Source organism: Enterobacter sp. C4G1 (assembly GCF_052886895.1).
The window spans coordinates 850,143-873,748 of sequence record NZ_JBQVVV010000002.1 but is presented as its reverse complement, the minus strand read 5'-3'; the positions used below and the strand labels follow the sequence as shown (position 1 = coordinate 873,748).

The window sequence follows — 23,606 nt, the reverse complement described above, 5'->3', positions numbered from 1 at the left end:
ACAACGGCTGTTGTACACTGGCGGGGAAGAATCGTGGTTAAATCAAGGTGGAACACGTGGAATTACTTTCTGAATATGGGTTGTTTTTAGCCAAAATCGCGACGGTGGTGATTGCCATTGCGGTAATCGCGGTCTTGCTCGTTAACCTGACCCAGCGTAAACGTCAACGCGGCGAATTGCGGATCACCCGTTTAAGCGAACAGTATAAGGAGATGCAAGAAGATATGTCTCTGGCGTTGCTGGATAGCCATCAGCAAAAACAGTGGGCAAAAGTGCAAAAGAAAAAGCACAAGCAGGAAGCTAAAGCGGCAAAAGCGAAAGCAAAATCACATCTCCCGCAGGATGATGTTAAACCACGTGTCTATGTTCTCGATTTTAAAGGCAGTATGGATGCACATGAAGTGTCTTCCTTACGCGAAGAGGTAACGGCAGTACTTGCTGTTGCGAAGCCAAAAGACCAGGTGGTATTGCGTCTTGAAAGCCCGGGTGGCGTTGTGCATGGCTACGGCCTGGCGGCGTCTCAGCTCCAGCGTCTGCGGGATAAACAGATTCCGTTAACTGTTGCCGTGGATAAAGTGGCTGCGAGCGGTGGCTACATGATGGCATGTGTGGCCGACAAAATTGTTGCTGCGCCGTTTTCAATCATTGGCTCCATTGGCGTTGTGGCGCAAATTCCGAATTTTAACCGCTTCCTGAAAAACAAAGAGATCGACATTGAGCTGCATACCGCCGGACAGTACAAACGCACGCTAACGCTGCTGGGTGAAAATACCGAAGAGGGGCGTCAGAAGTTTCGTGAAGACCTTAATGAAACTCATCATCTTTTTAAAGACTTTGTGCAGCGTATGCGCCCAACCCTGGATATTGATCAGGTTGCAACCGGGGAGCACTGGTACGGTACGCAGGCTCAGGAAAAAGGGCTGGTGGATGATGTCGGCACCAGCGACGATCTGTTGTTAGGGCTGATGGAAGGGCGTGAGCTGGTCGGCGTGCGCTTCGCGCAGCGTAAACGCCTGCTCGACCGGTTTACCAACAGCGCAGCGGAGAGCGCAGACCGCCTGCTGTTACGCTGGTTACAACGCGGGCAAAAGCCGCTGCTGTAAACGAAAACGCGAGGCATCTGCCTCGCGTTTTGCGTTAATCGACCAGGTGATACTTCTCGGAAAGCGTATGCGCCAGGTATTTAAACATGTTAAACACCGCGGTGCTTTTCGGGGTGGGTAACCCTTGCTCATCAAGGAAATATTCGCCGCTAAACACCAGTACGCCATTTCGTTGCTCTACGCCGGTCGCTTCGATGCCAGCGAGGGTGTCTTCATGGTTGCGAATCAGCTTGTTCGCTTCAATAAGCAGAGATGCTCGGTCAATTGGTTGGGTTGTATTCTGCATAATCCACTCCTTAAACAGTGACAATAGTCTACGCCGGAGGGGCTTTGGGGGCAAATTTTCCCTGTTATCTGAGGGGGTAAGCACGGTTGCGGTGGCTGGCGGGAATCGCTATTACATGCTAATAAAGTTGCGTAACGAATTTTATCAGGTACAGTGTGCGCTTTCGTCATTCTGGCAACAGAATTGCTTGACATTCGAGCGGGAATTCGTCACGAATTAACGTCTATCTGAGAAAAATACCCGATAACTCAATCACCTGGACGTCATCTTTCTGACGCAGGGTAAGACAAAGGGGTTGATATCCCCTGACGCAGTCTCAATATCAAGAGCTCGTCGTCAGCGGAAGGGAAATCAACGTGCGGCGTATTCCTGGAAGAATTAAATTAGGTAAAGGTGAATATGGGTAAAGCTCTCGTCATCGTTGAGTCCCCGGCAAAAGCCAAAACGATCAATAAGTATCTGGGTAATGACTACGTGGTTAAATCCAGCGTTGGTCACATCCGCGATTTGCCGACCAGTGGCTCAGCCAGCAAAAAGAGCGCAGACTCTACCTCCACCAAAGGGGCTAAAAAGCCTAAAAAGGATGAACGTAGCGCGCTTGTCAACCGCATGGGTGTTAACCCGTGGCACAACTGGGATGCACAATATGAAGTGCTGCCAGGGAAAGAAAAGGTCGTCAATGAGCTGAAGCAGCTTGCTGAAAAAGCCGACCACATCTATCTCGCAACCGACCTTGACCGCGAAGGGGAAGCCATTGCATGGCACCTGCGGGAAGTCATCGGTGGCGACGAAAAACGCTACAGCCGTGTAGTGTTTAACGAAATTACGAAAAATGCGATTCGCCAGGCGTTTGAAAAACCAGGTGAGCTGAATATCGACCGCGTAAATGCTCAGCAAGCACGCCGCTTTATGGACCGTGTTGTGGGCTATATGGTTTCTCCGCTTCTGTGGAAAAAGATTGCCCGTGGTCTGTCAGCAGGGCGCGTTCAGTCCGTTGCAGTGCGTCTGGTTGTTGAACGCGAGCGCGAAATCAAAGCGTTTGTACCAGAAGAGTTCTGGGAAGTTGACGCCAACGTCACCACACCAGGCGGTGACGCGCTGCCGTTGCAGGTAAGCCATCACAACGACAAACCGTTCCGCCCTGAAAATCGCGAGCAGACAATGGCTGCCGTCGCGTTGCTGGAAAAAGCACGCTATCAGGTTCTGGAGCGCGAAGATAAACCGACCAGCAGTAAGCCTGGTGCTCCTTTTATTACGTCTACATTGCAACAGGCGGCGAGCACGCGTCTGGGCTATGGCGTGAAGAAAACCATGATGATGGCGCAGCGCTTGTATGAAGCGGGCTACATCACCTATATGCGTACTGACTCTACCAACCTGAGCCAGGATGCAGTCAACATGGTGCGTGGTTATATCAGCGACAACTTCGGCAAAAAATATCTGCCGGAAGGTCAAAATCATTACGCCAGCAAGGAAAACTCCCAGGAAGCGCACGAAGCGATTCGTCCTTCTGACGTGTCCGTACTGGCTGAATCGCTGAAAGATATGGAAGCCGATGCGCAGAAGCTGTATCAGCTGATCTGGCGTCAGTTTGTGGCGTGCCAGATGACGCCAGCCCAGTACGACTCCACCACTCTGACTGTGGGTGCAGGTGATTTCCGCCTGAAAGCGCGTGGGCGTATCCTGCGCTTTGACGGCTGGACGAAAGTGATGCCTGCGCTACGTAAAGGCGATGAAGACAGAACCTTGCCTGCGGTGAACAAGGGCGATGAACTGTCTCTGGTCGACCTGGTACCGGCGCAACACTTCACCAAACCGCCTGCGCGTTTCAGTGAAGCGTCACTGGTTAAAGAGCTGGAAAAACGTGGCATTGGCCGTCCATCAACGTATGCGTCAATTATTTCGACAATCCAGGATCGTGGTTACGTCCGCGTTGAAAGCCGTCGTTTCTATGCAGAAAAGATGGGTGAGATTGTTACTGACCGCCTGGAAGCTAACTTCCGCGAGCTGATGAACTACGATTTCACCGCGCAGATGGAAGACAGCCTTGACCAGGTTGCCAGCCATCAGGCTGAGTGGAAAAAGGTACTCGACAGCTTCTTTAGCGACTTTACCCATCAACTGGATAAAGCCGAGAAAGATCCGGAAGAAGGTGGGATGCTGCCGAATCAGATGGTGCTGACCAGTATCGACTGCCCAACCTGCGGTCGTAAAATGGGTATCCGTACTGCCACGACCGGCGTCTTCCTGGGCTGTTCGGGCTACGCGCTTTCACCGAAAGAGCGTTGCAAAACCACCATTAACCTGGTGCCAGAGAACGAAGTGCTCAACATTCTTGAAGGCGACGATGCTGAAACAAACGCCTTGCGTGCGAAGCGTCGTTGTAAGAAATGTGGCACCGCGATGGATAGCTACCTGATCGATCCAAAACGCAAACTGCACGTCTGCGGTAATAACCCAACCTGTGATGGGTATGAGATCGAAGAGGGCGAGTTCCGCATTAAGGGCTACGACGGCCCAATCGTTGAGTGTGAAAAATGTGGCTCCGAAATGCACCTGAAAATGGGACGTTTTGGTAAATACATGGCCTGTACCAACGACGAGTGTAAGAACACCCGTAAGATCCTGCGTAACGGTGAAGTTGCACCGCCGAAGGAAGATCCGGTTCCGCTGCCGGAGTTGCCGTGTGAGAAATCAGACGCCTACTTCGTGCTGCGCGACGGTGCTGCCGGGGTCTTCCTGGCCGCCAATACCTTCCCGAAATCGCGTGAAACCCGTGCGCCGCTGGTGGAAGAGTTGTATCGCTTCCGCGATCGTCTGCCGGAGAAACTGCGTTATCTGGCCGAAGCACCACAGCAGGATCCAGAAGGTAATAAGACAGTTGTGCGTTTTAGCCGTAAAACCAAACAGCAGTATGTTGCCGCCGAGAAAGAGGGTAAAGCGACCGGCTGGTCAGCCTTCTTTGTTGACGGTAAATGGGCTGAAGGCAAAAAATAATCTGCACTTACCGTAACTTACCTGTAAAAGGGCCGGTCTTCCGGCCCTTTTTTATTACGTCATTATTATTTTTTGTTCCGTACTATACAGTCAGGCTATAAATGATATAGTGGTTATAGTTAACCCGTTTCTTATTATCAAATCGTCTTAAACGATTGACCGCGTGCGCTAAATCGGATGGTCCGGCATGAAACTACAGCAGCTTCGCTATATCGTTGAGGTGGTAAATCACAACCTTAACGTCTCTTCTACCGCTGAAGGTCTATATACCTCTCAACCCGGCATCAGTAAGCAAGTTCGAATGCTGGAGGATGAACTCGGTATTCAGATTTTTGCCCGTAGCGGTAAACACCTCACTCAGGTTACGCCGGCGGGGCAGGAGATAATCCGTATCGCCCGGGAAGTGCTTTCTAAAGTCGATGCGATTAAATCGGTGGCAGGAGAGCACACCTGGCCAGACAAAGGCTCGTTGTATATTGCCACCACCCATACTCAGGCGCGTTATGCCCTGCCAGGGGTGATTAAGGGCTTTATCGAGCGTTACCCGCGCGTATCGTTGCATATGCATCAGGGCTCACCGACGCAAATCGCTGAAGCGGTATCCAAGGGCAACGCCGATTTCGCCATTGCCACAGAAGCGCTGCATCTGTACGACGATCTGGTGATGCTGCCGTGCTATCACTGGAATCGCTCGATTGTGGTTACGCCCGACCACCCGCTGGCCGGTAAGGGCTCGGTAACTATTGAAGAGCTGGCGCAATATCCGCTGGTGACCTATACCTTCGGGTTCACCGGCCGTTCTGAGCTGGACACCGCATTTAACCGTGCTGGTTTAACGCCGCGGATTGTCTTTACTGCAACAGACGCAGACGTGATTAAAACCTATGTCCGGCTGGGGCTTGGGGTAGGGGTCATTGCCAGCATGGCGGTTGATCCGGTATCCGACCCGGATTTAGTCCGTCTTGATGCGCATGATATTTTCAGCCATAGCACAACCAAAATTGGTTTCCGCCGCAGCACCTTCCTGCGCAGCTATATGTATGATTTTATTCAGCGCTTTGCGCCGCATTTAACGCGCGATGTCGTAGATACCGCCGTAGCTCTGCGTTCCAATGAAGACATCGAAGAGATGTTTAAAGACATTAAGCTCCCTGCCAAATAATCACTCCCGGTATCTTTCCATTACGGAAAGATACCGATATATCCGCTTAAACCTAAATCAGAATTATCATCATCTGCACTTCGCTGACATATAATGTCATAACCCATTTTATTTATAAGGCTTTACTGTCGCGAATTTGCGACAAAAGTAGAAAGTAAATTCCGACTGCGCAAATAATTCTTTTCAATTATTTATTTCTGGTCAAAAGATTGAATATTTAACCTGTGCCTCAGCGTAAATTCACTGGATTTTCAGCTAAAGTTTCTTTAGGATTTATCTCAACTGATAATTACTTGTACCAATTGTTTGGTATCAAAATGATAAGCGATGTCGATTGTATGAGGTTAGCAATGCCGTCAGGAAGTGAAGAACCGCAAAGGGACCCTGCGCTTAAACGCAAAGCCTGGCTGACGGTCTTTGTTGTCTCTGCCCTGTTTTGGGTGGTGGTTGCTCTCCTGGCCTGGAAATATTGGGGTTAACTATGACTGCGACGGTACGTACAGAATCGGTCAAACAGATGTGTCAGCATCGTGACAGTAGCCACAAAGCGCGTAAAGAGCCGGCTACCAGTGTTCCAGTCTCATGGAAACTCACACCGCAGCAGAAGGCCTTTATTGATGTCTTCGCTGAAGACGAACCTAAAAAACAATAATTTAGTTTTGAGCGTTATTACGCGAATAGTCTGAAGAATGTCTCTGCGCTTTTGTACTCTTTTATAAATACACATCAGCAATATTGAACTGAGAAACTGACTCAGGATCGCTAATTAATAAAGTCTGGTGTTGCTATGATGAATAACGTGACAACTCTCAAATACTGGTCGTGGATAGGTGTTTTTTCGCTGTCGATTCTCTTCTGGTGTCAGCTTGTCTGGCTGACCTTCTTCTAATTGATAAAACCTCGCTACGGCGGGGTTTTTTGTTTTATACCCGCCGTCTTCGCCCGCAAGAATTTATCAATTTGGGTTGTTATCAAAACGTTACATCCACCATGTGTTATCTTTAATTACAGCCCTGGAGTTAATCAGGGTATCCCTGTAATTATGGAGGAGCTTATGTCGTTAACCCTACGCGAAGCCAGTAAGGACACGTTACAGGCAGAAAACAAAACCTGGCATTACTACAGTTTGCCGCTGGCTGCCAAAAGCCTTGGGGACATTTCGCGGTTACCCAAGTCGCTGAAAGTTTTACTGGAAAACCTCTTACGCTGGCAGGATGGCGATTCTGTCACTGCTGATGACATTCATGCGCTGGCCGGATGGTTAAAACATGCCCACGCTGATCGGGAAATTGCCTATCGCCCCGCGAGGGTACTGATGCAGGACTTCACGGGTGTACCTGCCGTTGTTGATTTAGCCGCCATGCGGGAAGCCGTAAAACGTCTCGGTGGTGACACAGCGAAAGTAAACCCGCTATCCCCGGTTGATCTGGTTATTGACCACTCCGTCACCGTCGACCGCTTTGGTGACGAAGACGCGTTCGATGAGAACGTGCGTCTGGAGATGGAGCGCAATCACGAACGCTATGTCTTTCTGAAGTGGGGACAACAGGCGTTCAGCCGCTTCAGCGTCGTGCCACCCGGCACCGGTATTTGCCACCAGGTTAACCTCGAATATCTGGGTAAAGCCGTCTGGAGCGAATTACAGGGTAAAGAGTGGGTCGCTTATCCTGACACGCTGGTGGGCACTGATTCCCATACCACTATGATCAATGGCCTTGGCGTGCTGGGCTGGGGCGTGGGGGGGATTGAAGCTGAAGCCGCGATGCTCGGGCAGCCGGTTTCAATGCTAATACCCGACGTAGTGGGTTTTAAACTCAACGGCAAGCTCCCTGAGGGTATTACTGCCACAGACCTGGTGCTGACCGTCACTCAGATGCTGCGCCAGCATGGTGTGGTCGGCAAATTTGTTGAGTTCTACGGTGACGGCCTTGATTCACTGCCGCTTGCCGACCGTGCCACTATTGCCAATATGTCGCCAGAGTATGGTGCAACCTGCGGCTTTTTCCCGGTTGATAATGTCACGCTGGAATATTTACGCCTGAGTGGGCGCACAGAAGAGCAGGTGGCGCTTGTAGAGGCTTACACTAAAGCGCAGGGGATGTGGCGCAACCCGGGCGATGAGCCGGTCTTTACCAGCACGCTGGAGCTTGATATGGGCTCCGTAGAGGCAAGCCTGGCAGGGCCAAAACGTCCGCAGGATAGGGTGGCGCTACAAAACGTACCAAAAGCGTTTGCGGCCAGTAACGAGCTGGAGCTTAACGCAGCGCAAAAAGATCATCGCCCGGTAGATTATGTGCTGAACGGGCAAACCTGGCAGCTGCCGGAAGGCGCGGTTGTCATTGCGGCAATTACCTCCTGTACCAATACCTCTAATCCGAGCGTGCTGATGGCGGCGGGCCTGCTGGCGAAAAAAGCCGTAGAGCTGGGGTTAAAACCGCAGCCGTGGGTGAAAGCATCGCTGGCTCCGGGGTCGAAAGTGGTATCCGATTATCTGGCAAAGGCAAAACTCACACCGTATCTGGACGAACTTGGGTTTAATCTTGTGGGATACGGATGTACCACCTGCATCGGGAACTCAGGGCCCCTGCCTGAGCCTATTGAGCTGGCGATAAAACAGGGTGATCTGACGGTTGGGGCTGTTTTGTCCGGTAACCGCAATTTCGAAGGCCGTATTCACCCGCTGGTGAAAACGAACTGGCTGGCATCACCTCCGTTGGTTGTGGCTTATGCGCTGGCCGGCAACATGAACATCAATCTGGTTTCCGATCCGCTTGGCCAGGACAGGAACAACCAGCCGGTTTACCTCAAAGATATCTGGCCGACATCGCAGGAAATTGCGCGCGCGGTTGAGCAGGTTTCTACCGAAATGTTCCATAAAGAGTACTCGGAAGTGTTTGAAGGCACGCCTGAGTGGAAAGCCATTGCGGTAGAGGGGTCTGACACCTACGCCTGGCAGGATGATTCGACTTATATCCGCCTGTCGCCTTTCTTTGATGAGATGCAGGCTCAGCCTGCGCCGCTGAAAGATATCCAGGGGGCGCGCGTGCTGGCAATGCTGGGCGATTCCGTTACCACAGACCATATCTCTCCGGCAGGCAGTATAAAAGCCGACAGCCCTGCAGGGCGCTATCTGCAAGGACGTGGTGTGGAGCGCAGGGACTTTAACTCGTACGGTTCGCGTCGTGGTAACCATGAGGTCATGATGCGCGGTACGTTTGCCAATATTCGTATCCGCAATGAAATGGTACCGGGCGTGGAAGGGGGCATGACTCGCTATCTGCCAGGAACGGAAGTTATATCGATTTATGATGCGGCGGTCAGTTATCAGCAGGCGGGTGTTCCACTCGCGGTTATCGCCGGTAAAGAGTACGGTTCCGGCTCAAGCCGTGACTGGGCGGCAAAAGGACCGCGTTTGCTGGGTGTACGGGTGGTTATTGCCGAGTCATTTGAACGTATTCACCGCTCGAATCTGATTGGTATGGGGATTTTGCCGCTTGAGTTCCCGCAGGGCATGACGCGCAAAACGCTGGGATTGACCGGGGAGGAGCAGATAGACATCAGTGGATTGCAAAATCTGCAACCGGGTAAAACGGTGCCGGTGAAGCTTACGCGTGCTGACGGTAAAAATGAAATGCTTGATTGCCGGTGTCGTATTGATACCGCAACAGAGCTGACGTATTACCAGAACGACGGCATCCTGCACTATGTGATTCGGAAGATGCTGGATTGATTGAACGTGCCCGGCGCGAATTATCGCGCCGGGCTTACCGCAATTATTCGCTTAACAGATGGCCCATTTTCGCGGCTTTGGTGTCGAGATAGTGGGCATTTTTCGGGTTACGCCCCACAATCAGCGGTACACGTTCAACAATATTGATGCCGGCTTCCGTCAGGATCTCAACTTTACGCGGGTTGTTCGTCAGCAGACGCACTGCATCCACACCCAGCAGCTTGAACATATCTGCACACAGGGTGAAATCACGCTCATCGGCGGCAAAACCGAGTTGATGGTTAGCTTCGACCGTATCGTAACCCTGATCCTGAAGGGCGTAAGCACGGATTTTATTCAGCAGACCGATATTACGGCCTTCCTGGCGGTGATAGAGCAGAACCCCACGACCTTCCTCCGCGATGTGCGTCAGGGCCGCTTCCAACTGGAAACCGCAGTCGCAGCGCAGGCTGAACAAGGCATCGCCAGTCAGACACTCCGAATGGACGCGAGACAACACCGGCGTCTGCCCTGAAATGTCGCCAAACACTAAGGCGACGTGATCCTGTCCGGTTGCCAGTTCTTCAAATCCCACCATCAGGAAATCGCCCCATGGGGTTGGCAGTTTGGCTTCTGCCACACGTTTAAGCTGCATGTGATTCTCCAGAGTATGCTGACACGTTTCGTGTCTTTCGCCTGTTTGGCTTTCTGTATCTGTTCATTTTGCCACAAGCTCAGCAACTTCGCCTAATCGCCACCATGCTATACGAACGTTAAACGCACGATCCGACATATCCACCTGCCGGGCTAAATTCAGTTATGATTGTGACGCTTAGCGAACAAGGAGAAGACATGCTTTCAATTGCCCGACGAACGGCAGCAGGTGCGGCCATCTTACTTTTCATGCCTCTGGCCGTGTGGATTTCCGGCTGGACATGGCAGCCCGGACAACATACTGCCTGGCTTAAAGTTCTGTACTGGATAACAGAAACGGTTTCTCAACCCTGGGGGATCATTACCCATGTACTGTTGTGTGCATGGTTCCTGTGGTGCCTGCGTTTTCGTCTTCGCCCTGCGGTAATGTTATTTGCCATTCTTGCGGCGGCAATTGTCGTCGGGCAAGGGGTGAAGTCCTGGGTGAAAGACCATGTGCAGGAGCCGCGTCCGTTCGTTATTTGGCTGGAAAAAACGCACCATGTCCCGGTGGATGAGTTCTACAATTTAAAGCGTAAAGACCGTGGCGCGCTGGTCAAAGAGCAGCTTTCGGAACAACAGGATATTCCCAAATTTTTGCGTAAGCACTGGCAAAAAGAAGCTGGCTTCGCGTTTCCTTCCGGTCATACGATGTTTGCTGCCAGCTGGGCGTTACTTGGTGTGGGGTTACTCTGGCCACGTCGCCGGACGGTGACGATAGCAGTGTTGCTGGTGTGGGCAACGGCTGTGATGGGAAGCCGTCTGCTGCTGGGTATGCACTGGCCACGTGATTTGATTGTTGCCACGCTGATCTCCTGGGTGCTGGTGACCTTTGCTACCTGGCTTGCCCAGAGAGTGTGTGGGCCGCTGACGCCGCCACCGGAAGAGAAGAAAGAAATCGCGGAAAGAGAGCAAAGCAGGGTCTGACGGTTGATATTCTGCATTTAGCCCATAAATCCCATGCTGGCGCGTTACTTTTTCCGTATCGCGCCCGTCACTAAAATGATAGTTTATAAGGCTGATTGCGGTAAGTTGAACACACTTTATTCGCTTGAACCACATAACGGGAAGTAATGTGAAATATTTACTCATTTTCTTACTGGTATTGGCAATTTTTGTCATTTCGGTCACATTGGGTGCGCAGAACGACCAACAGGTGACGTTTAACTATCTGCTGGCACAAGGTGAGTACCGGGTATCAAGCCTGCTCGCGGTGTTGTTCGCTGCGGGGTTTATCATCGGCTGGCTGGTTTGCGGTCTGTTCTGGCTTAAAGTTCGTGTTTCTCTTGCGCGCGCTGAACGTAAAATCAAACGCCTTGAACTTCAAATTGCGCCCGCGACTGACATTCCAGAGCGTTCTGGTGTGCCGGTAGCCAAGGAATAATCGAATATGCTGGAGTTGTTGTTTCTGCTTTTGCCTGTAGCCGCAGCCTATGGCTGGTATATGGGCCGCAGAAGTGCGCAACAAACAAAGCAGGATGAAGCAAACCGACTCTCCCGTGACTATGTTGCGGGGGTGAACTTCCTGCTTAGCAACCAACAGGATAAAGCGGTAGACCTGTTCCTCGACATGCTTAAAGAGGACACCGGTACCGTTGAAGCCCATCTTACCCTCGGAAACCTGTTCCGCTCGCGTGGCGAAGTTGACCGCGCGATCCGCATTCACCAGACCCTCATGGAAAGCGCATCGCTGACCTACGATCAGCGCTTACTCGCAGTTCAGCAACTGGGCCGTGACTACATGGCCGCCGGTCTGTACGACCGTGCCGAAGACATGTTTACGCAACTGGTCGATGAAACCGATTTTCGAATCAGCGCGTTGCAGCAGCTGTTGCAGATCTACCAGGCGACAAGCGACTGGCAGAAGGCCATTGATACTGCTGAACGTCTGGTGAAGTTGGGTAAAGACAAACAGCGTGTTGAGATAGCCCATTTCTACTGTGAACTTGCATTGCAACAGATGGGCAGTGATGACATGGATAAAGCCATGACATTGCTGAAAAAAGGTGCCGCGGCTGACCGTAACAGTGCGCGTATTTCCATCATGATGGGTCGCGTTTTTATGGCAAACGGTGAGTTTGCCAAAGCGGTGGAATGCCTGCTGCGGGTGATTGATCAGGATAAAGAGCTGGTCAGTGAAACGCTGGAAATGCTGCAAACCTGCTACCAGCAGTTGAATAAACAAGATGAGTGGGTCACCTTCCTGCGTCGCTGTGTCGAGGAAAACACCGGAGCTACCGCCGAGCTGATGCTGTCTGACGTTGTTGAACAGCACGAAGGCAGTGACACGGCACAGGTGTATATCACGCGTCAGCTTCAGCGCCATCCAACTATGCGGGTCTTCCATAAGCTGATGGACTATCACCTGAATGATGCGGAAGAAGGGCGCGCTAAAGAGAGCCTGATGGTGCTGCGCGACATGGTGGGTGAACAGGTGCGCAGTAAGCCGCGCTATCGCTGCCAGAAATGCGGTTTCACCGCTTATACGCTTTACTGGCACTGTCCTTCGTGCCGTGCGTGGTCCACGATTAAGCCTATTCGCGGCCTTGACGGGCAGTAATTTTTTAAAACGCATTATTTTAGTTACAACATGCTAATATGTGTTTTATACATTGTCAGCACCGTGCAGTCATTAGCCTGGCAGGAAAATAAATCGATTCTGTTCATTTGTGGCGCCGACAGGTAGAATGCTGGCCGTTTATCTGTTCCGCGCCGCTGCGCGCCCATAGACGAAAAAGGGCTGGTCATGACGTCTGTTACTTCCTCCGCTTCCCGCGTAGTTACTGATTCTCCTGTTGTTGTTGCACTCGATTACAATAACCGCGATGCTGCACTTGCCTTCGTCGATGGCATTGATCCGCGTGACTGCCGCCTTAAAGTCGGCAAAGAAATGTTCACGCTGTTTGGGCCGCAAATCGTGCGTGATCTCCAACAGCGTGGCTTTGAAATCTTCCTCGATCTGAAATTTCACGATATCCCCAACACCACGGCACATGCGGTTGCCGCGGCTGCCGAACTGGGTGTATGGATGGTAAACGTCCACGCATCGGGCGGGGCGCGTATGATGACTGCCGCGCGTGAAGCGCTTGTATCTTTTGGCAAAGACGCGCCATTACTGATTGCCGTAACAGTTCTGACCAGCATGGACGAAAGTGACCTGCGCGATCTTGGCGTGACGTTGTCACCTGCTGAGCATGCTGAACGCCTTGCGCGCCTGACACAAAACTGTGGTCTGGACGGAGTGGTCTGTTCCGCGCAGGAAGCTGTACGTTTCAAATCTGAACTGGGTCAAGCGTTCAAGCTGGTCACACCGGGTATTCGTCCGGCAGGAAGTGACGTGGGCGATCAGCGCCGCATCATGACGCCTGAGCAGGCACTGGCGGCGGGTGTTGACTATATGGTTATCGGTCGCCCGGTAACGCAATCGGCTAACCCGGCTCAAACGCTGAAGGCCATCAATGCCTCACTGAAGAAGGGCGCGTAATGAGCGATTCTAACAGCCGCCTGGTGTACTCCACTGAAACCGGGCGCATCGATGAACCCAAAGCCGCGGCAGAGCGTCCGAAAGGCGACGGCGTAGTGCGCATCCAGCGTCAGACCAGTGGCAGAAAGGGTAAAGGTGTTTGCCTGATTACCGGTATTGATGCAGACGATGCTGAACTGGCGAAACTTGCAGCTGAGCTTAAAAAGAAATGCGGATGTGGCGGCGCTGTGAAAGACGGTATTATTGAAATTCAGGGCGACAAACGAGATTTAATTAAATCACTGCTCGAAGCCAAAGGTATGAAAGTAAAACTGGCGGGCGGTTAAAATAAGTGAGCCACGGTAAATACCGTGGCTCTATTTTTACGTGCGTAAGTCAGACCTGAAATATATTCAAAATTATCTTTATATCGGTGGCTGCCGTTATGGAGATTATTTGCCCACCTGGTGACCGATAATACCGCCAACAGCAGCACCACCTAACGTACCCAGCGTACTACCGTCAGTTAAGACCGCACCACCGAGTGCACCGGCGCCGGCACCAATGGCAGTGTTACGGTCGCGTTTTGACCAGTTGGAACATGCGCTCAGGGACATTGCCAAAGCAACAGCCAGAACAGCTGCGGTTAATTTTTTGCTGGTTAAAGACATAATACTTTCTCCTGAATTATCGATTCACGGAAAGAAATACACGTTAAGTATAGACCAATGGCATACTTAAATTCCGTTTCCCGTGAAAGCTTGTCGCGCAGGCGTTACGTAATCACGCAGGTGATAGTCACTTCCTGTTATATCGCTAATATTAATTTTACGATTTTAACGCCGGTTAAACAGGTAAAAAGTCTTAAAGGCAGTCCAGGAATTCTCTCAGAGATGAAATTGCCTGCGCCCGGGAGCCGGGCGCAGAAAAGATATTATGCGGGGTTTTTGACAATATCGACCGTCAGGCCAGTATGTTCGAGTTGCTGGCGATGTTCGTTACTTAACCTATCATCGGTAATTACGCGACTGAAACGGGAAATCGGCCCCATCATATAAGGGTGAACCGCGCCAAATTTTGAACTGTCGGTGAGAACAATGGCTTCACATTCTTTTTCAAGTACCGCGTTAACCACATCTGAACGCATCATGTCCCGGCCGGTAAAACCTGTCTCTGCCTGCCAGCCGTCGATCCCGATAAAGGCTTTACTGAAGTGCACCTGCTGAACATATTGCCGGGTCAGAGGCCCAACCATACTCTCGCTTTTTTTCTGATAAATACCCCCCAGCAGAATCACTTCGCAGCGGGTTTCTTTAAGCAGATGAGCGATATAACTGCTGACGGTGATGATTGTGATGTCTTTCTGGTCGGCAAGCGTACGCGCCAGTAGCGCATTGCTGCTGCCGTTTTCGATAAATACCGTCTCACCATTATTCACCAGAGAAGCGGCAAACTCTGCGAGTTCACGCTTCAGCGCATAGTTGTTCATCATGCGCGTTTCGACGTCTTCGCTATCAAGAGGAACGGCATACCCGTGCGCACGACGCAGATAACTCTGTTTTTCCAGCAGATTAAGATCCTGACGGATTGTGACTTCAGATACGCCGGTGGTTTTAGCGAGGTCGACCACGCTCACGCGTCCCTGATCGATGACCATCTGTAAAATGAGTTGTTGTCGGGAATTCATAGCATCCATTTAAAAAAAGCTGAACGAGGTCGGAAACGTGGTGGTTACACTTCCCACGGGGCTTTAGGTTGCGCGCTTTCTGGTGCGGTGTCGGCGCCATTCTGAGCCAGCAATTCGGATTTTAAGATCTCAAGATTACGGATAGCAGAGTGATAATCGCCCGCAACCAGGATATCCAGCACGGTATCAATACGTTGTGCCACGGTCAGTGCATCAATGTTGGACATAATTTCACCCCTGGAGCGAAAAGTTAATATTTTCAATGATGCAGAAAATAGGATCAAAAGAGAAGGGAAAAAATGCAATAAGGAAATTACATAAATGAAAGTGATAAATTTATCCCTCCTCATGCAGTGAGTTGAATGTGTGGATTAGGCTAATTCTGCGCGCAAGGCGCTTTTTTATATGAGGAATTAGACTATGACAGTTATCAATCAAGCTACTTGCACACTGTTCACTGATGCTGAACGTTTTACCCAACTCGCTGCGTATTATGAGGAGGAACGTCACACCGTCTGGATGATGTTGCGGTCCCAGCCACGACCTTGCTTCAACCACGCGTTGATTGAGGAGATCATGAACTTGTCCTGGCTGGTGCGGCAGTCTGGTTTTGTTGTCGACTTCTGGGTCACCGGTTCGCTTGTCCCTGATATGTACAACACGGGGGGAGATTTGAAGTTCTTTGTCGATTGCATCCAGAACGGGCGTCGCGAGGCATTACGTGCCTATGCCCGAGCCTGTGTCGATTGCGTACACGCCGCATCACGCGGTTTTGATACTGGCGCTATCACACTGGCGATGGTTGAAGGCAGCGCCTTAGGAGGTGGATTTGAGGCGGCCCTGGCGCACCATTTTGTTCTTGGCCAGCGCGATGCACGTTTAGGATTTCCTGAAATTGCCTTCAACTTATTCCCCGGTATGGGTGGGTATTCGCTGGTTGCCCGCCGTTCAGGTATGAAGCTGGCGGAGGAACTTATCTACAAAGGGGAATCTCATACTGCGGAGTGGTACGAACAGCATGGGCTAGTGGATGTCCTTTTCGAGCCAGGACAAAGCTATATGGCGGTGCGCACGTTTATCGACACATTACAGCCGAAGATGAACGGGGTAAGGGCAATGCTGCGCGCCCGTACTCGCGTTCTGCAACTTCCGCGTAGCGAGTTGATGGACATAACTGAAGATTGGGTCGACGCTGCGTTTTGCCTCGAACCCAAAGATATTGCCTATATGGAACGTCTGGTTATGCTGCAGGATCGCCACCACGCTGCGGGTTTACGCAAAGCCAGTTAACGCATTTTTCGCGCCTGATAACGCTTTAGCCATCGCTCGAATGCGGCAGCGGGCATAGGCTTAGCAAACAGATAACCCTGCCGTTCGTTGACGCCGTTCTTAGTCAGAAAGGCGTCTTCTTTTGCGCTCTCTACACCTTCGGCAATAACTTGTAAATTCAGCGCCTGCGCCACAGCAACGATCGCGCGCACCAGCGATTGTGATATCGACTGCTTATGAATATCCCGAACGAATGACTGATCGAGCTTAATCGCATCGATTGGGAAACGAGCTAATTGCGAAAGTGACGAGTACCCCGTACCAAAGTCATCCAGGTGGATTTGCGCCCCGAGTTGGCTGAACTGCTGGATAACCGAAAGCGCCAGCTCTTCGTTTTCAATCAGGCAGCTTTCGGTTAATTCCACATCGATAGGGCAGTACTCAAAGTTTAAATCCTTCAGCGCCTGTTTTAAATCGCTGAAAATGGTCTGATCGGCAAGCTGACGCGCCGAGACATTAACCGCGACGCGCAAGTTAATACCCTTATCACGCCATTTGGCAACCTGACGTACCACATCGAGCATAACCCAGCGGCCAAGCGGCACGATCAACCCCGATTCTTCGGCATAGGAGATAAACTCCAGCGGCGGGATCAGACCGCGCTCCGGTGACTGCCAGCGGACCAGCGCTTCCAGGCTTCTGATTTCGCCACGCCAGGTCATTTTCGGCTGATAGTGAATCAGCAACTGATCGTTATCCAGCGCTTTACGCAGGTTGGTATCAAGCCAAAGGTACTCGAAAACGCGCTGGTTCATCTCTGGCGAGAAGACGCAGAACTTACCGCGGCCGCTCTCTTTGGCGGTATACATTGCTGTATCTGCGTTACGAATGACGCTTTCGCGATCGATGCCGTGCTGAGGCGCAAGGGCGATACCGAGCGAGCAGCCGGTATAAATCTCAATCAGTCCGATGCGGAATGGCTGGCGTAAGCGGGTGAGGATCCGCGAGGCCATCGCCTCCAGCGTACCTTGCGAAGTGTCCGTTGCCAGCACGATAAACTCATCGCCACCGAGACGGGCGAGGATTTGCCCATCATCCAGACAACTCAGGATCGCCAGGGCAACCGCCTGTAATAACTGATCGCCGAACATATGCCCGTAGGCATCATTTACCTTTTTGAAGTTATCCAGGTCGAGATACACCACGCCGACCTGGGTTTCTCCGCGCGCCTCTATGGCGTCGGATATCAGTTCGTGGATAGCATTCCGGTTAGGCAACCCAGTGATGGTATCGGTATTCGCCAGCACGCGCAGGCGCTCCTGGGCGCGGCGTTCCTCGGTGATATCGGTGCCTGAACAGATAAGGTATATTTCATTCTTACCGCTACCGCTGTGAACAAATTTGTTTCGGAACAGAAACAATCTTTGTCCCTTGCGCGTTTTGATCCAGCGTTCGACTTCGTAGGAACTGCCGTTACGAAAAAAACCGGTAATGTTGCGTTTGGATGCGACCGCTTCACTGCGGCTCATGAACAGCTTAAAGACGTTCTGGCCGATCACTTCCTGTTCTTTCAGGCCGGTATACTCCTCACTAAGACGGTTAAAGCGCTGAATGTTCCCGTTTTGATCGAGGATGACAATCACGGAGTTGGCTTCGGAGACAACCTGCTCTGCAAATGAGAGTCCCTGGACCAGGTCGCGGGCAACAGAAGGGGTATCGTTCCAGGCCGATGCTGTGCCAGCCCACTCTTTTTTATTGATTTTACGGCCGACCAAATGAACAGGGACATCAGTACCATACAGTGACAACGTCATTGTAATACTGGAAGTAATAACGGTAAGTTGACGAATAAGATCGGCCTGCTCATCACTCAGCGCAACGACCTGAATAACATCGGCACTTTCGCTGGTGGCCAGATGCAGAGCATTGCTATCGGCTGTCAGTCGCCACCAGGGGCTGTGCGTACCCATGTAACGAAACAGCAAATTCTGCTCCAGATCATCCATCATGTTTTCTCCTGCGGCTGCTCATTAGCGCAAACATTATTCAATTGCAGTCGACTTTTCCGTAGTGAGACAGCGGCAAAACCGAAGTGAACTTATTGTTTTTTCCCAGTTTTATTATATTAAAACGAGTCGCGTCAAAAAGGATACGTGCGGTATAAAAATTCACGTAACCAGATATGACGGCTCTCTTTTAATGTAGATAATTCTGGCAAGTTTTGGCGGGTAGAAGAGGAAAATAATAAGAAAAAATGATGATTTGGCGAAATAAGACGGGTTGAAGATATGTCGGCCTTTCCAAAAAGGAAATGACCGACATTTTAATAAGTTATCAGGCAGCAGGGCGCGCGATAATGCTACGGGTTTCCATGCGAACTTCAGCGATGGTTACGTCAATCACGTCTGTGACTTTATAAACCGTTTCGCCTTTGATTTGCACGGTACCGTTTTCCTGGCTACAAACCAGTTCATCGCGAACAGCGTGCAGGAATGGAGCAGGGATAAAGGCAACCGCGCCATTATCAACCAGACGTACACGCATCCCACCACGGCTGATATCGATGATCTCTGCCGGGAAACGGGTGTCAGTACCCGCTTTGTCGTTCAGGAAACGCGCATACAGCCAGTCACCGACATCGCGCTCAGCCATGCGGTTCAGGCGGCGACGTTCAGCCATCTGTACCGTGGTATCGTCCTGCGGACGCGCAATGGACTCGCCTTTGATAATCGCTTTCAGCAGGCGGTGGTTAACCATATCGCCATACTTACGGATTGGAGAAGTCCAGGTTGCGTAGGCTTCAAGGCCCAGACCAAAGTGCGGCCCTGGCTCAGTGCTGATTTCAGCGAAGGACTGGAAGCGACGAATGCGGCTGTCCAGGAAACCGGATGGTTGTGCATCCAGCTCGCGGCGCAGTTTGCAGAAGCCGTTCAGCGTCAGCACTTCTTCTGGATCAACGTGAACATCATGGTTTTTCAGCAGGGCAGCCAGCGCTTCGGTGTTTGCCGGATCAAAACCGGTATGCACGTTGTAAATGCCAAAACCTAATTTGTCGCGCAGCACGCGCGCGGCACAAATATTGGCGGAAATCATGGCTTCTTCAACAATGCGGTTAGCGATGCGACGCGGCTCTGCGACGATATTCAGCACTTCGCCTTTGTCACCGAGAACAAAGCGGTAATCAGGACGGTCTTTAAATACCAGCGCGTGAGTGGTACGCCATTCGCTACGGCTCAGGCAGATGCGATGCAGCAGACGGATCTGTGCGGCAATGGCCTCGCTTTCTGGTTTCCAGCTGCCGGTATTTTCCAGCCAGTCAGAAACGTCGTCATAGGCCAGTTTGGCTTTAGACTCGATGGTGGCGGCAAAGAATTCGATATCGTCTTCAATGGTACCGTCAGCAGCAATGATCATGCGGCAAGCGAGCACAGGACGGATTTCGTTCGCACGCAGCGAGCAGAGATCGTCAGACAGTTCGCGTGGCAGCATCGGGATGTTGAAGCCCGGCAGGTAGTTGGTGAATGCGCGAATTTTCGCGGCATCGTCCAGCTTACTGCCTTCAACGATCCATGCCGTTGGATCGGCAATCGCTACGGTCAGATGCATTTTGCCGTCAGCTGACTCTTCAGCAAACAGGGCATCATCCATATCTTCAGTGCTGGCACTGTCGATAGTGACAAAATTCAGAGCAGTCAGGTCACGACGTGCCAGACCTTCGTCCTGCATTTCGGTTGCTACGCCATCTGGCGCTTCTTTTTCAAGATTATGGCGTGCCAGTGTCACCCACCATGGGACGAAATGATCGTCGCCAAAGGTAATGAACTGGGTTAGTTCCGCATAGAAACCGCGATCGCCTTTCAGAGGATGACGGCGCATTTCAGCAACGGCCCAGTCACCTTCTTTAAAATCATGCTCAACACCACGCGCAGCGCGGCACGGAATGGCATCTTTCAGCAGGGGATGATCCGGAACGATAGACAGACGGTCGTCTTTTTTATGTACCTTACCCACGAAACGGGTCAGGAAAGGTTCGATCAATTCTTCCGGCTCGGCGGACTCACGTTCTTTCTCGGTGTGAATGACGGCAGTGACGCGATCGCCGTGCATCACTTTTTTCATCTGCGGAGGCGGAATGAAGTAGCTTTTCTGCGCATCGACTTCAAGGAAGCCAAAGCCCTTTTCCGTGGCTTTTACGACCCCTTCTGCACGCGGCGTCTGGGAATGCAGTTGCTGTTTTAGCTGCGCTAGCAGCGGGTTGTCCTGAAACATAATGTTCTATTTTCGTAGCCATTGAGCGGCTGACAGTTTTACGCGATTCTCACTGCTACAGCAAGCGCTCTTTAGGTAATTAGTATGGTTATTCCCCTTTACCGAAGGCGATGCCAAGACGGTCAAGCCAGCCGTTAAATGCACTCCAGGTAAGAAGATTAATTGCCTGAACTTCGCTCAGGCCACTTTGGGTCAGAGGGGTAAATTGTGCGGCGCTGAACCGGTCTGGGGAGCAGTTTAGCAGCACAGTTGCACTAGCCAGTGCCGCAGAGGATGCATCATCGACAGACGAATGAATACCGCCGGTCAGGATCTCCCCGGTCAGGGCAAGCAGGGCCGGCTCATGACACAGAACGGGCGTCAGCGCCTGAAGTTCAGGTTGCGCCTGCCAGCGGGCGAGCAGTTCAAGCTGCTGGGCACTGGCATAGCGCAATTCGACAACGGGCAGGCTGGACTCCCATTCACCCGGAAGCCTGTTCGTGCCACTGATTAGCGCATGAGGCTGGATATGATGCCCCGGCAGCCAGCGCACAGGATGCCCCAGTAAGGCCTGAAACGCCGCCACCACGCGTGCCTGGAATCCAGTAAAGCCGATTATTTGGTTGATCAGCACAATGTCGTAGGTTGTCAGACCGACTTCATCGAGTTGTTGCTGCGCTTTATCGTCGATAACGTCAGGAGAGCTGGCAAGCTGGCGGGCATACTGGGTAATTTGGGCAAGGCGGCGATTGCTTTCTCGTGAGGAATCCGGGCCGGGAAGCGGGGCGAGCAGGGCAGCGTAGTGGTTACAGAGCCGTTGAACGCCGCACACCTGAGCAACGGTCAATGCAGTGCTCAGCCTGTCGTACGCGCTGAGTGTCCGCAGACGGCTTACGGCGACGTTGAGCGGAAACAACTGGTGACAGAGCGCTCTGGCAGGGGCAAGCCAGCTTTCGCATCCGGTGACAATCTCTTCGGGAAGGGCTAAATCGAGCAAAAAACGATCGTCAACGTAAGCGGCTTCGGGTACCAGAGGCAGAACATCCGTCTGCGAATGATTTGACTGGGTTTCATGATACCAGTGGCCTTTGCCAGAAAAACGGCGTTGTTCCATGGGCGTTCCTTGATCTCAAAATGGCGATCAATATCCTGGCGTAAGGCGGATGAGGGGAAAAATATTGTTAGGTGATAATAAATAGCAGAACGGAATAACGAAAGGTCTTGCAGGAGAGGAAAAACTCTCTTCCCGGGCGGGAAGAGAGTGACAACTTATTTGATTTCCAGCTCGTTCATTGCAGCGATGTTGAAGCCGCCATCAACGTGAACCACTTCGCCGGAGATACCCGCGGAAAGGTCAGAGCACAGGAATGCTGCGGAGTTACCCACATCTTCAATGGTAACGGTGCGGCGAATCGGAGTAACCGCTTCGCAGTGTGCCAGCATTTTACGGAAGTCTTTGATGCCAGACGCCGCCAGGGTGCGGATTGGGCCAGCAGAGATACCGTTAACACGCACACCTTCTGGACCCATCGCGTTCGCCATGTAGCGCACGTTTGCTTCCAGGGATGCTTTAGCCAGACCCATAACGTTGTAGTTAGGGATTGCACGCTCTGCGCCCAGATAGGACAGGGTCAGCAGTGCAGCGCCCGGGTTCAGCATGGTGCGGCAAGATTTAGCCATTGCCACGAAGCTGTAAGAGCTGATGTCGTGAGCGATTTTGAAGCCTTCACGGGTTACCGCGTTCACGTAGTCACCGTCCAGCTGGTCGCCAGGCGCGAAGCCGATGGAGTGAACGAAACCGTCGAATTTTTCCCACGTTTTTGCCAGTTCAGCGAACATGCCATCGATGCTTTCATCTTGTGCAACGTCACATTCCAGAACAATGCTGGAACCCAGCTGCGCGGCAAACTCTTCAACACGGCCTTTCAGCTTGTCGTTCTGGTAGGTGAACGCCAGCTCAGCGCCTTCGCGATGCATAGCCTGTGCGATGCCGTATGCGATGGACAGTTTGCTGGCAACGCCGGTCACCAGAATGCGCTTACCGGAAAGAAAACCCATAGCTTTAATCCTTATATTCATTGTTGTGGCGATCGTCATCTTCTTGGGACAATCGTCGTTAAAACGCGGCGATAATATCACGTGTCGCGTGCTTAGTTAATCCGACCACTCTTTTGACGCGCGGTTAACGGTCTTTTCGCCATGCATCGGCGGTTAAGGCTTCACCAAAATGCCCGGCAATCAGTCTTTTCGTCAGCTCATGAAGTGGGGAGGCCATCACATCTGCGGTGCTTCCGCGTTCAACTACTTCGCCCTGATGCATCACCAGCACCTGATCGCTAATGTGCTTCATCATGCCAAGATGCTGGGTTACATAGATATAAGAGATACCCTGTTTTTCCTGCAATTCTAGCATCAGGTTAATTAACTGCGAACGCATCGACATATCCAGCGAAGCCAGCGCTTCGTCGGCGATAATCACTTTCGGGCGTAAAATTAACGCGCGCGCCAGGCCCAGACGCTGCTTCTGCCCCGGAGCAAGCATATGCGGATAATAACTCTCGTGGTCAGGCAGCAAGCCGACCATGCGCAGGGTTTCGATAATCCGCTTGCGGCGCTCTTCCGGCTCCAGTTCCGTGTTTAATCTCAGCGGGAAGTCCAGAATTTGCGAAATGCGCTGGCGCGGGTTGAGGGATGTCGACGGATCCTGAAAAATCATACGGATGCGCTGGCTGCGAAACGAGTAATCACCAAATTCCAGCGGATGATCGTCAATCAGCACTTCCCCTGCAGTGGGCTCAACCATTCCGGCGAGCATTTTCGCGAGCGTGGATTTTCCGGAGCCGTTCTCGCCGATAATGGCCAGCGTCTGTTTTTCGCGCAGCGTAAAGCTCAGGGGTTTAACCGCCTCGACGGTCTGGCGATGAAATAACCCTGTCCGGTAGCGAAAGGTCTTACTCAGGTTGCGAACTTCCAGCAAAGTTTCGACCAT

General features: G+C 51.8%; 23 protein-coding genes. 13 read left to right on the top strand and 10 right to left on the bottom strand.

The features are described 5' to 3' along the window. The first annotated feature begins 56 nt into the window (after positions 1 to 56). The gene (gene sohB / locus ACT9TW_RS18110) at positions 57 to 1,103 is read left to right on the top strand and encodes a protease SohB (protein WP_446493276.1); all 1,047 of its coding nucleotides are present in this window, start codon (positions 57 to 59) and stop codon (positions 1,101 to 1,103) included. 34 nt (positions 1,104 to 1,137) lie between these two features. Here the strand turns inward: sohB and ACT9TW_RS18105 are convergent, their stop codons facing one another. Then, positions 1,138 to 1,389 (bottom strand): YciN family protein, encoded by a 252-nt coding sequence (locus ACT9TW_RS18105; RefSeq protein WP_014070502.1) that lies wholly within the window; start codon positions 1,387 to 1,389, stop codon positions 1,138 to 1,140. 399 nt (positions 1,390 to 1,788) lie between these two features. Between ACT9TW_RS18105 and topA the strand changes: the two genes are divergently transcribed. From topA to acnA, 6 genes are all read left to right on the top strand, one after another. Then, positions 1,789 to 4,386, top strand: coding sequence for a type I DNA topoisomerase (topA, locus tag ACT9TW_RS18100; RefSeq protein WP_446493275.1), 2,598 nt, complete (start codon positions 1,789 to 1,791; stop codon positions 4,384 to 4,386). A 187-nt stretch (positions 4,387 to 4,573) separates the two neighbouring features. Further along, the gene (cysB, locus tag ACT9TW_RS18095) at positions 4,574 to 5,548 is read left to right on the top strand and encodes an HTH-type transcriptional regulator CysB (protein WP_006175683.1); all 975 of its coding nucleotides are present in this window, start codon (positions 4,574 to 4,576) and stop codon (positions 5,546 to 5,548) included. 338 nt (positions 5,549 to 5,886) lie between these two features. Next, a complete protein-coding gene (locus tag ACT9TW_RS18090; protein WP_220458422.1) occupies positions 5,887 to 6,027 on the top strand; it encodes a YmiA family putative membrane protein in 141 nt (46 codons plus the stop codon). A gap of 2 nt (positions 6,028 to 6,029) precedes the next feature. Continuing rightward, complete coding sequence (locus ACT9TW_RS18085; protein WP_446493274.1) at positions 6,030 to 6,200, top strand: hypothetical protein; 171 nt, start codon at positions 6,030 to 6,032, stop codon at positions 6,198 to 6,200. 138 nt (positions 6,201 to 6,338) lie between these two features. Continuing rightward, the gene (ymiC, locus tag ACT9TW_RS18080) at positions 6,339 to 6,437 is read left to right on the top strand and encodes a small membrane protein YmiC (protein ID WP_436352714.1); all 99 of its coding nucleotides are present in this window, start codon (positions 6,339 to 6,341) and stop codon (positions 6,435 to 6,437) included. Between the two features lie 165 nt (positions 6,438 to 6,602). Next, a complete protein-coding gene (gene acnA, locus ACT9TW_RS18075; protein ID WP_446493273.1) occupies positions 6,603 to 9,278 on the top strand; it encodes an aconitate hydratase AcnA in 2,676 nt (891 codons plus the stop codon). A 43-nt stretch (positions 9,279 to 9,321) separates the two neighbouring features. On the opposite strand, the gene ribA is transcribed toward acnA, so the two are convergent. Next, on the bottom strand, positions 9,322 to 9,912 hold the full coding sequence (gene ribA / locus ACT9TW_RS18070) for a GTP cyclohydrolase II (RefSeq protein ID WP_182061306.1): 591 nt from the start codon (positions 9,910 to 9,912) through the stop codon (positions 9,322 to 9,324). Between the two features lie 197 nt (positions 9,913 to 10,109). Here ribA and pgpB point away from each other — a divergent pair, with 197 nt between their 5' ends. From pgpB to yciH, 5 genes are all read left to right on the top strand, one after another. Then, on the top strand, positions 10,110 to 10,877 hold the full coding sequence (gene pgpB / locus ACT9TW_RS18065; protein WP_446493272.1) for a phosphatidylglycerophosphatase B: 768 nt from the start codon (positions 10,110 to 10,112) through the stop codon (positions 10,875 to 10,877). Between the two features lie 148 nt (positions 10,878 to 11,025). Beyond that, complete coding sequence (locus tag ACT9TW_RS18060; protein ID WP_014070495.1) at positions 11,026 to 11,334, top strand: LapA family protein; 309 nt, start codon at positions 11,026 to 11,028, stop codon at positions 11,332 to 11,334. A gap of 6 nt (positions 11,335 to 11,340) precedes the next feature. Continuing rightward, a complete protein-coding gene (gene lapB, locus ACT9TW_RS18055; protein ID WP_182061304.1) occupies positions 11,341 to 12,510 on the top strand; it encodes a lipopolysaccharide assembly protein LapB in 1,170 nt (389 codons plus the stop codon). A gap of 186 nt (positions 12,511 to 12,696) precedes the next feature. Next, complete coding sequence (gene pyrF / locus ACT9TW_RS18050) at positions 12,697 to 13,434, top strand: orotidine-5'-phosphate decarboxylase (protein ID WP_446493271.1); 738 nt, start codon at positions 12,697 to 12,699, stop codon at positions 13,432 to 13,434. Further along, complete coding sequence (yciH, locus tag ACT9TW_RS18045) at positions 13,434 to 13,760, top strand: stress response translation initiation inhibitor YciH (protein WP_182061302.1); 327 nt, start codon at positions 13,434 to 13,436, stop codon at positions 13,758 to 13,760. Before pyrF ends, yciH begins: the two co-directional genes overlap by 1 nt. 105 nt (positions 13,761 to 13,865) lie before the next feature. Here the strand turns inward: yciH and osmB are convergent, their stop codons facing one another. The 3 genes from osmB to ACT9TW_RS18030 form a co-directional block, all read right to left on the bottom strand. Further along, the gene (osmB, locus tag ACT9TW_RS18040) at positions 13,866 to 14,084 is read right to left on the bottom strand and encodes an osmotically-inducible lipoprotein OsmB (protein WP_014070491.1); all 219 of its coding nucleotides are present in this window, start codon (positions 14,082 to 14,084) and stop codon (positions 13,866 to 13,868) included. Between the two features lie 263 nt (positions 14,085 to 14,347). Continuing rightward, a complete protein-coding gene (yciT, locus tag ACT9TW_RS18035; RefSeq protein WP_315685913.1) occupies positions 14,348 to 15,100 on the bottom strand; it encodes a DNA-binding transcriptional regulator YciT in 753 nt (250 codons plus the stop codon). Positions 15,101 to 15,144: 44 nt separating this feature from the next. Next, positions 15,145 to 15,327 carry a YciZ family protein gene (locus ACT9TW_RS18030; RefSeq protein ID WP_014070489.1) on the bottom strand — a complete coding sequence of 61 codons (183 nt, stop codon included), beginning with the start codon at positions 15,325 to 15,327 and terminating at the stop codon, positions 15,145 to 15,147. Positions 15,328 to 15,520: 193 nt separating this feature from the next. On the opposite strand from ACT9TW_RS18030, the gene ACT9TW_RS18025 reads away from it, so the two are divergent. Beyond that, a complete protein-coding gene (locus ACT9TW_RS18025) occupies positions 15,521 to 16,390 on the top strand; it encodes a crotonase/enoyl-CoA hydratase family protein (protein WP_446493270.1) in 870 nt (289 codons plus the stop codon). Here ACT9TW_RS18025 and pdeR read toward each other — a convergent pair. The 5 genes from pdeR to sapF all read right to left on the bottom strand — a co-directional run bounded on the left by pdeR (position 16,387) and on the right by sapF (position 23,606). Next, positions 16,387 to 18,378 (bottom strand): cyclic di-GMP phosphodiesterase, encoded by a 1,992-nt coding sequence (gene pdeR, locus ACT9TW_RS18020; protein WP_446493269.1) that lies wholly within the window; start codon positions 18,376 to 18,378, stop codon positions 16,387 to 16,389. The genes ACT9TW_RS18025 and pdeR overlap by 4 nt on opposite strands. 325 nt (positions 18,379 to 18,703) lie before the next feature. Then, positions 18,704 to 20,638, bottom strand: coding sequence for an exoribonuclease II (locus tag ACT9TW_RS18015; protein WP_446493268.1), 1,935 nt, complete (start codon positions 20,636 to 20,638; stop codon positions 18,704 to 18,706). A gap of 88 nt (positions 20,639 to 20,726) precedes the next feature. Further along, the gene (locus tag ACT9TW_RS18010; RefSeq protein ID WP_446493267.1) at positions 20,727 to 21,731 is read right to left on the bottom strand and encodes a CMD domain-containing protein; all 1,005 of its coding nucleotides are present in this window, start codon (positions 21,729 to 21,731) and stop codon (positions 20,727 to 20,729) included. A gap of 155 nt (positions 21,732 to 21,886) precedes the next feature. Next, a complete protein-coding gene (gene fabI / locus ACT9TW_RS18005) occupies positions 21,887 to 22,675 on the bottom strand; it encodes an enoyl-ACP reductase FabI (RefSeq protein WP_014070484.1) in 789 nt (262 codons plus the stop codon). A 124-nt stretch (positions 22,676 to 22,799) separates the two neighbouring features. Beyond that, positions 22,800 to 23,606: a putrescine export ABC transporter ATP-binding protein SapF gene (sapF, locus tag ACT9TW_RS18000; RefSeq protein WP_182061295.1), complete on the bottom strand. Its 807-nt coding sequence runs from the start codon at positions 23,604 to 23,606 to the stop codon at positions 22,800 to 22,802.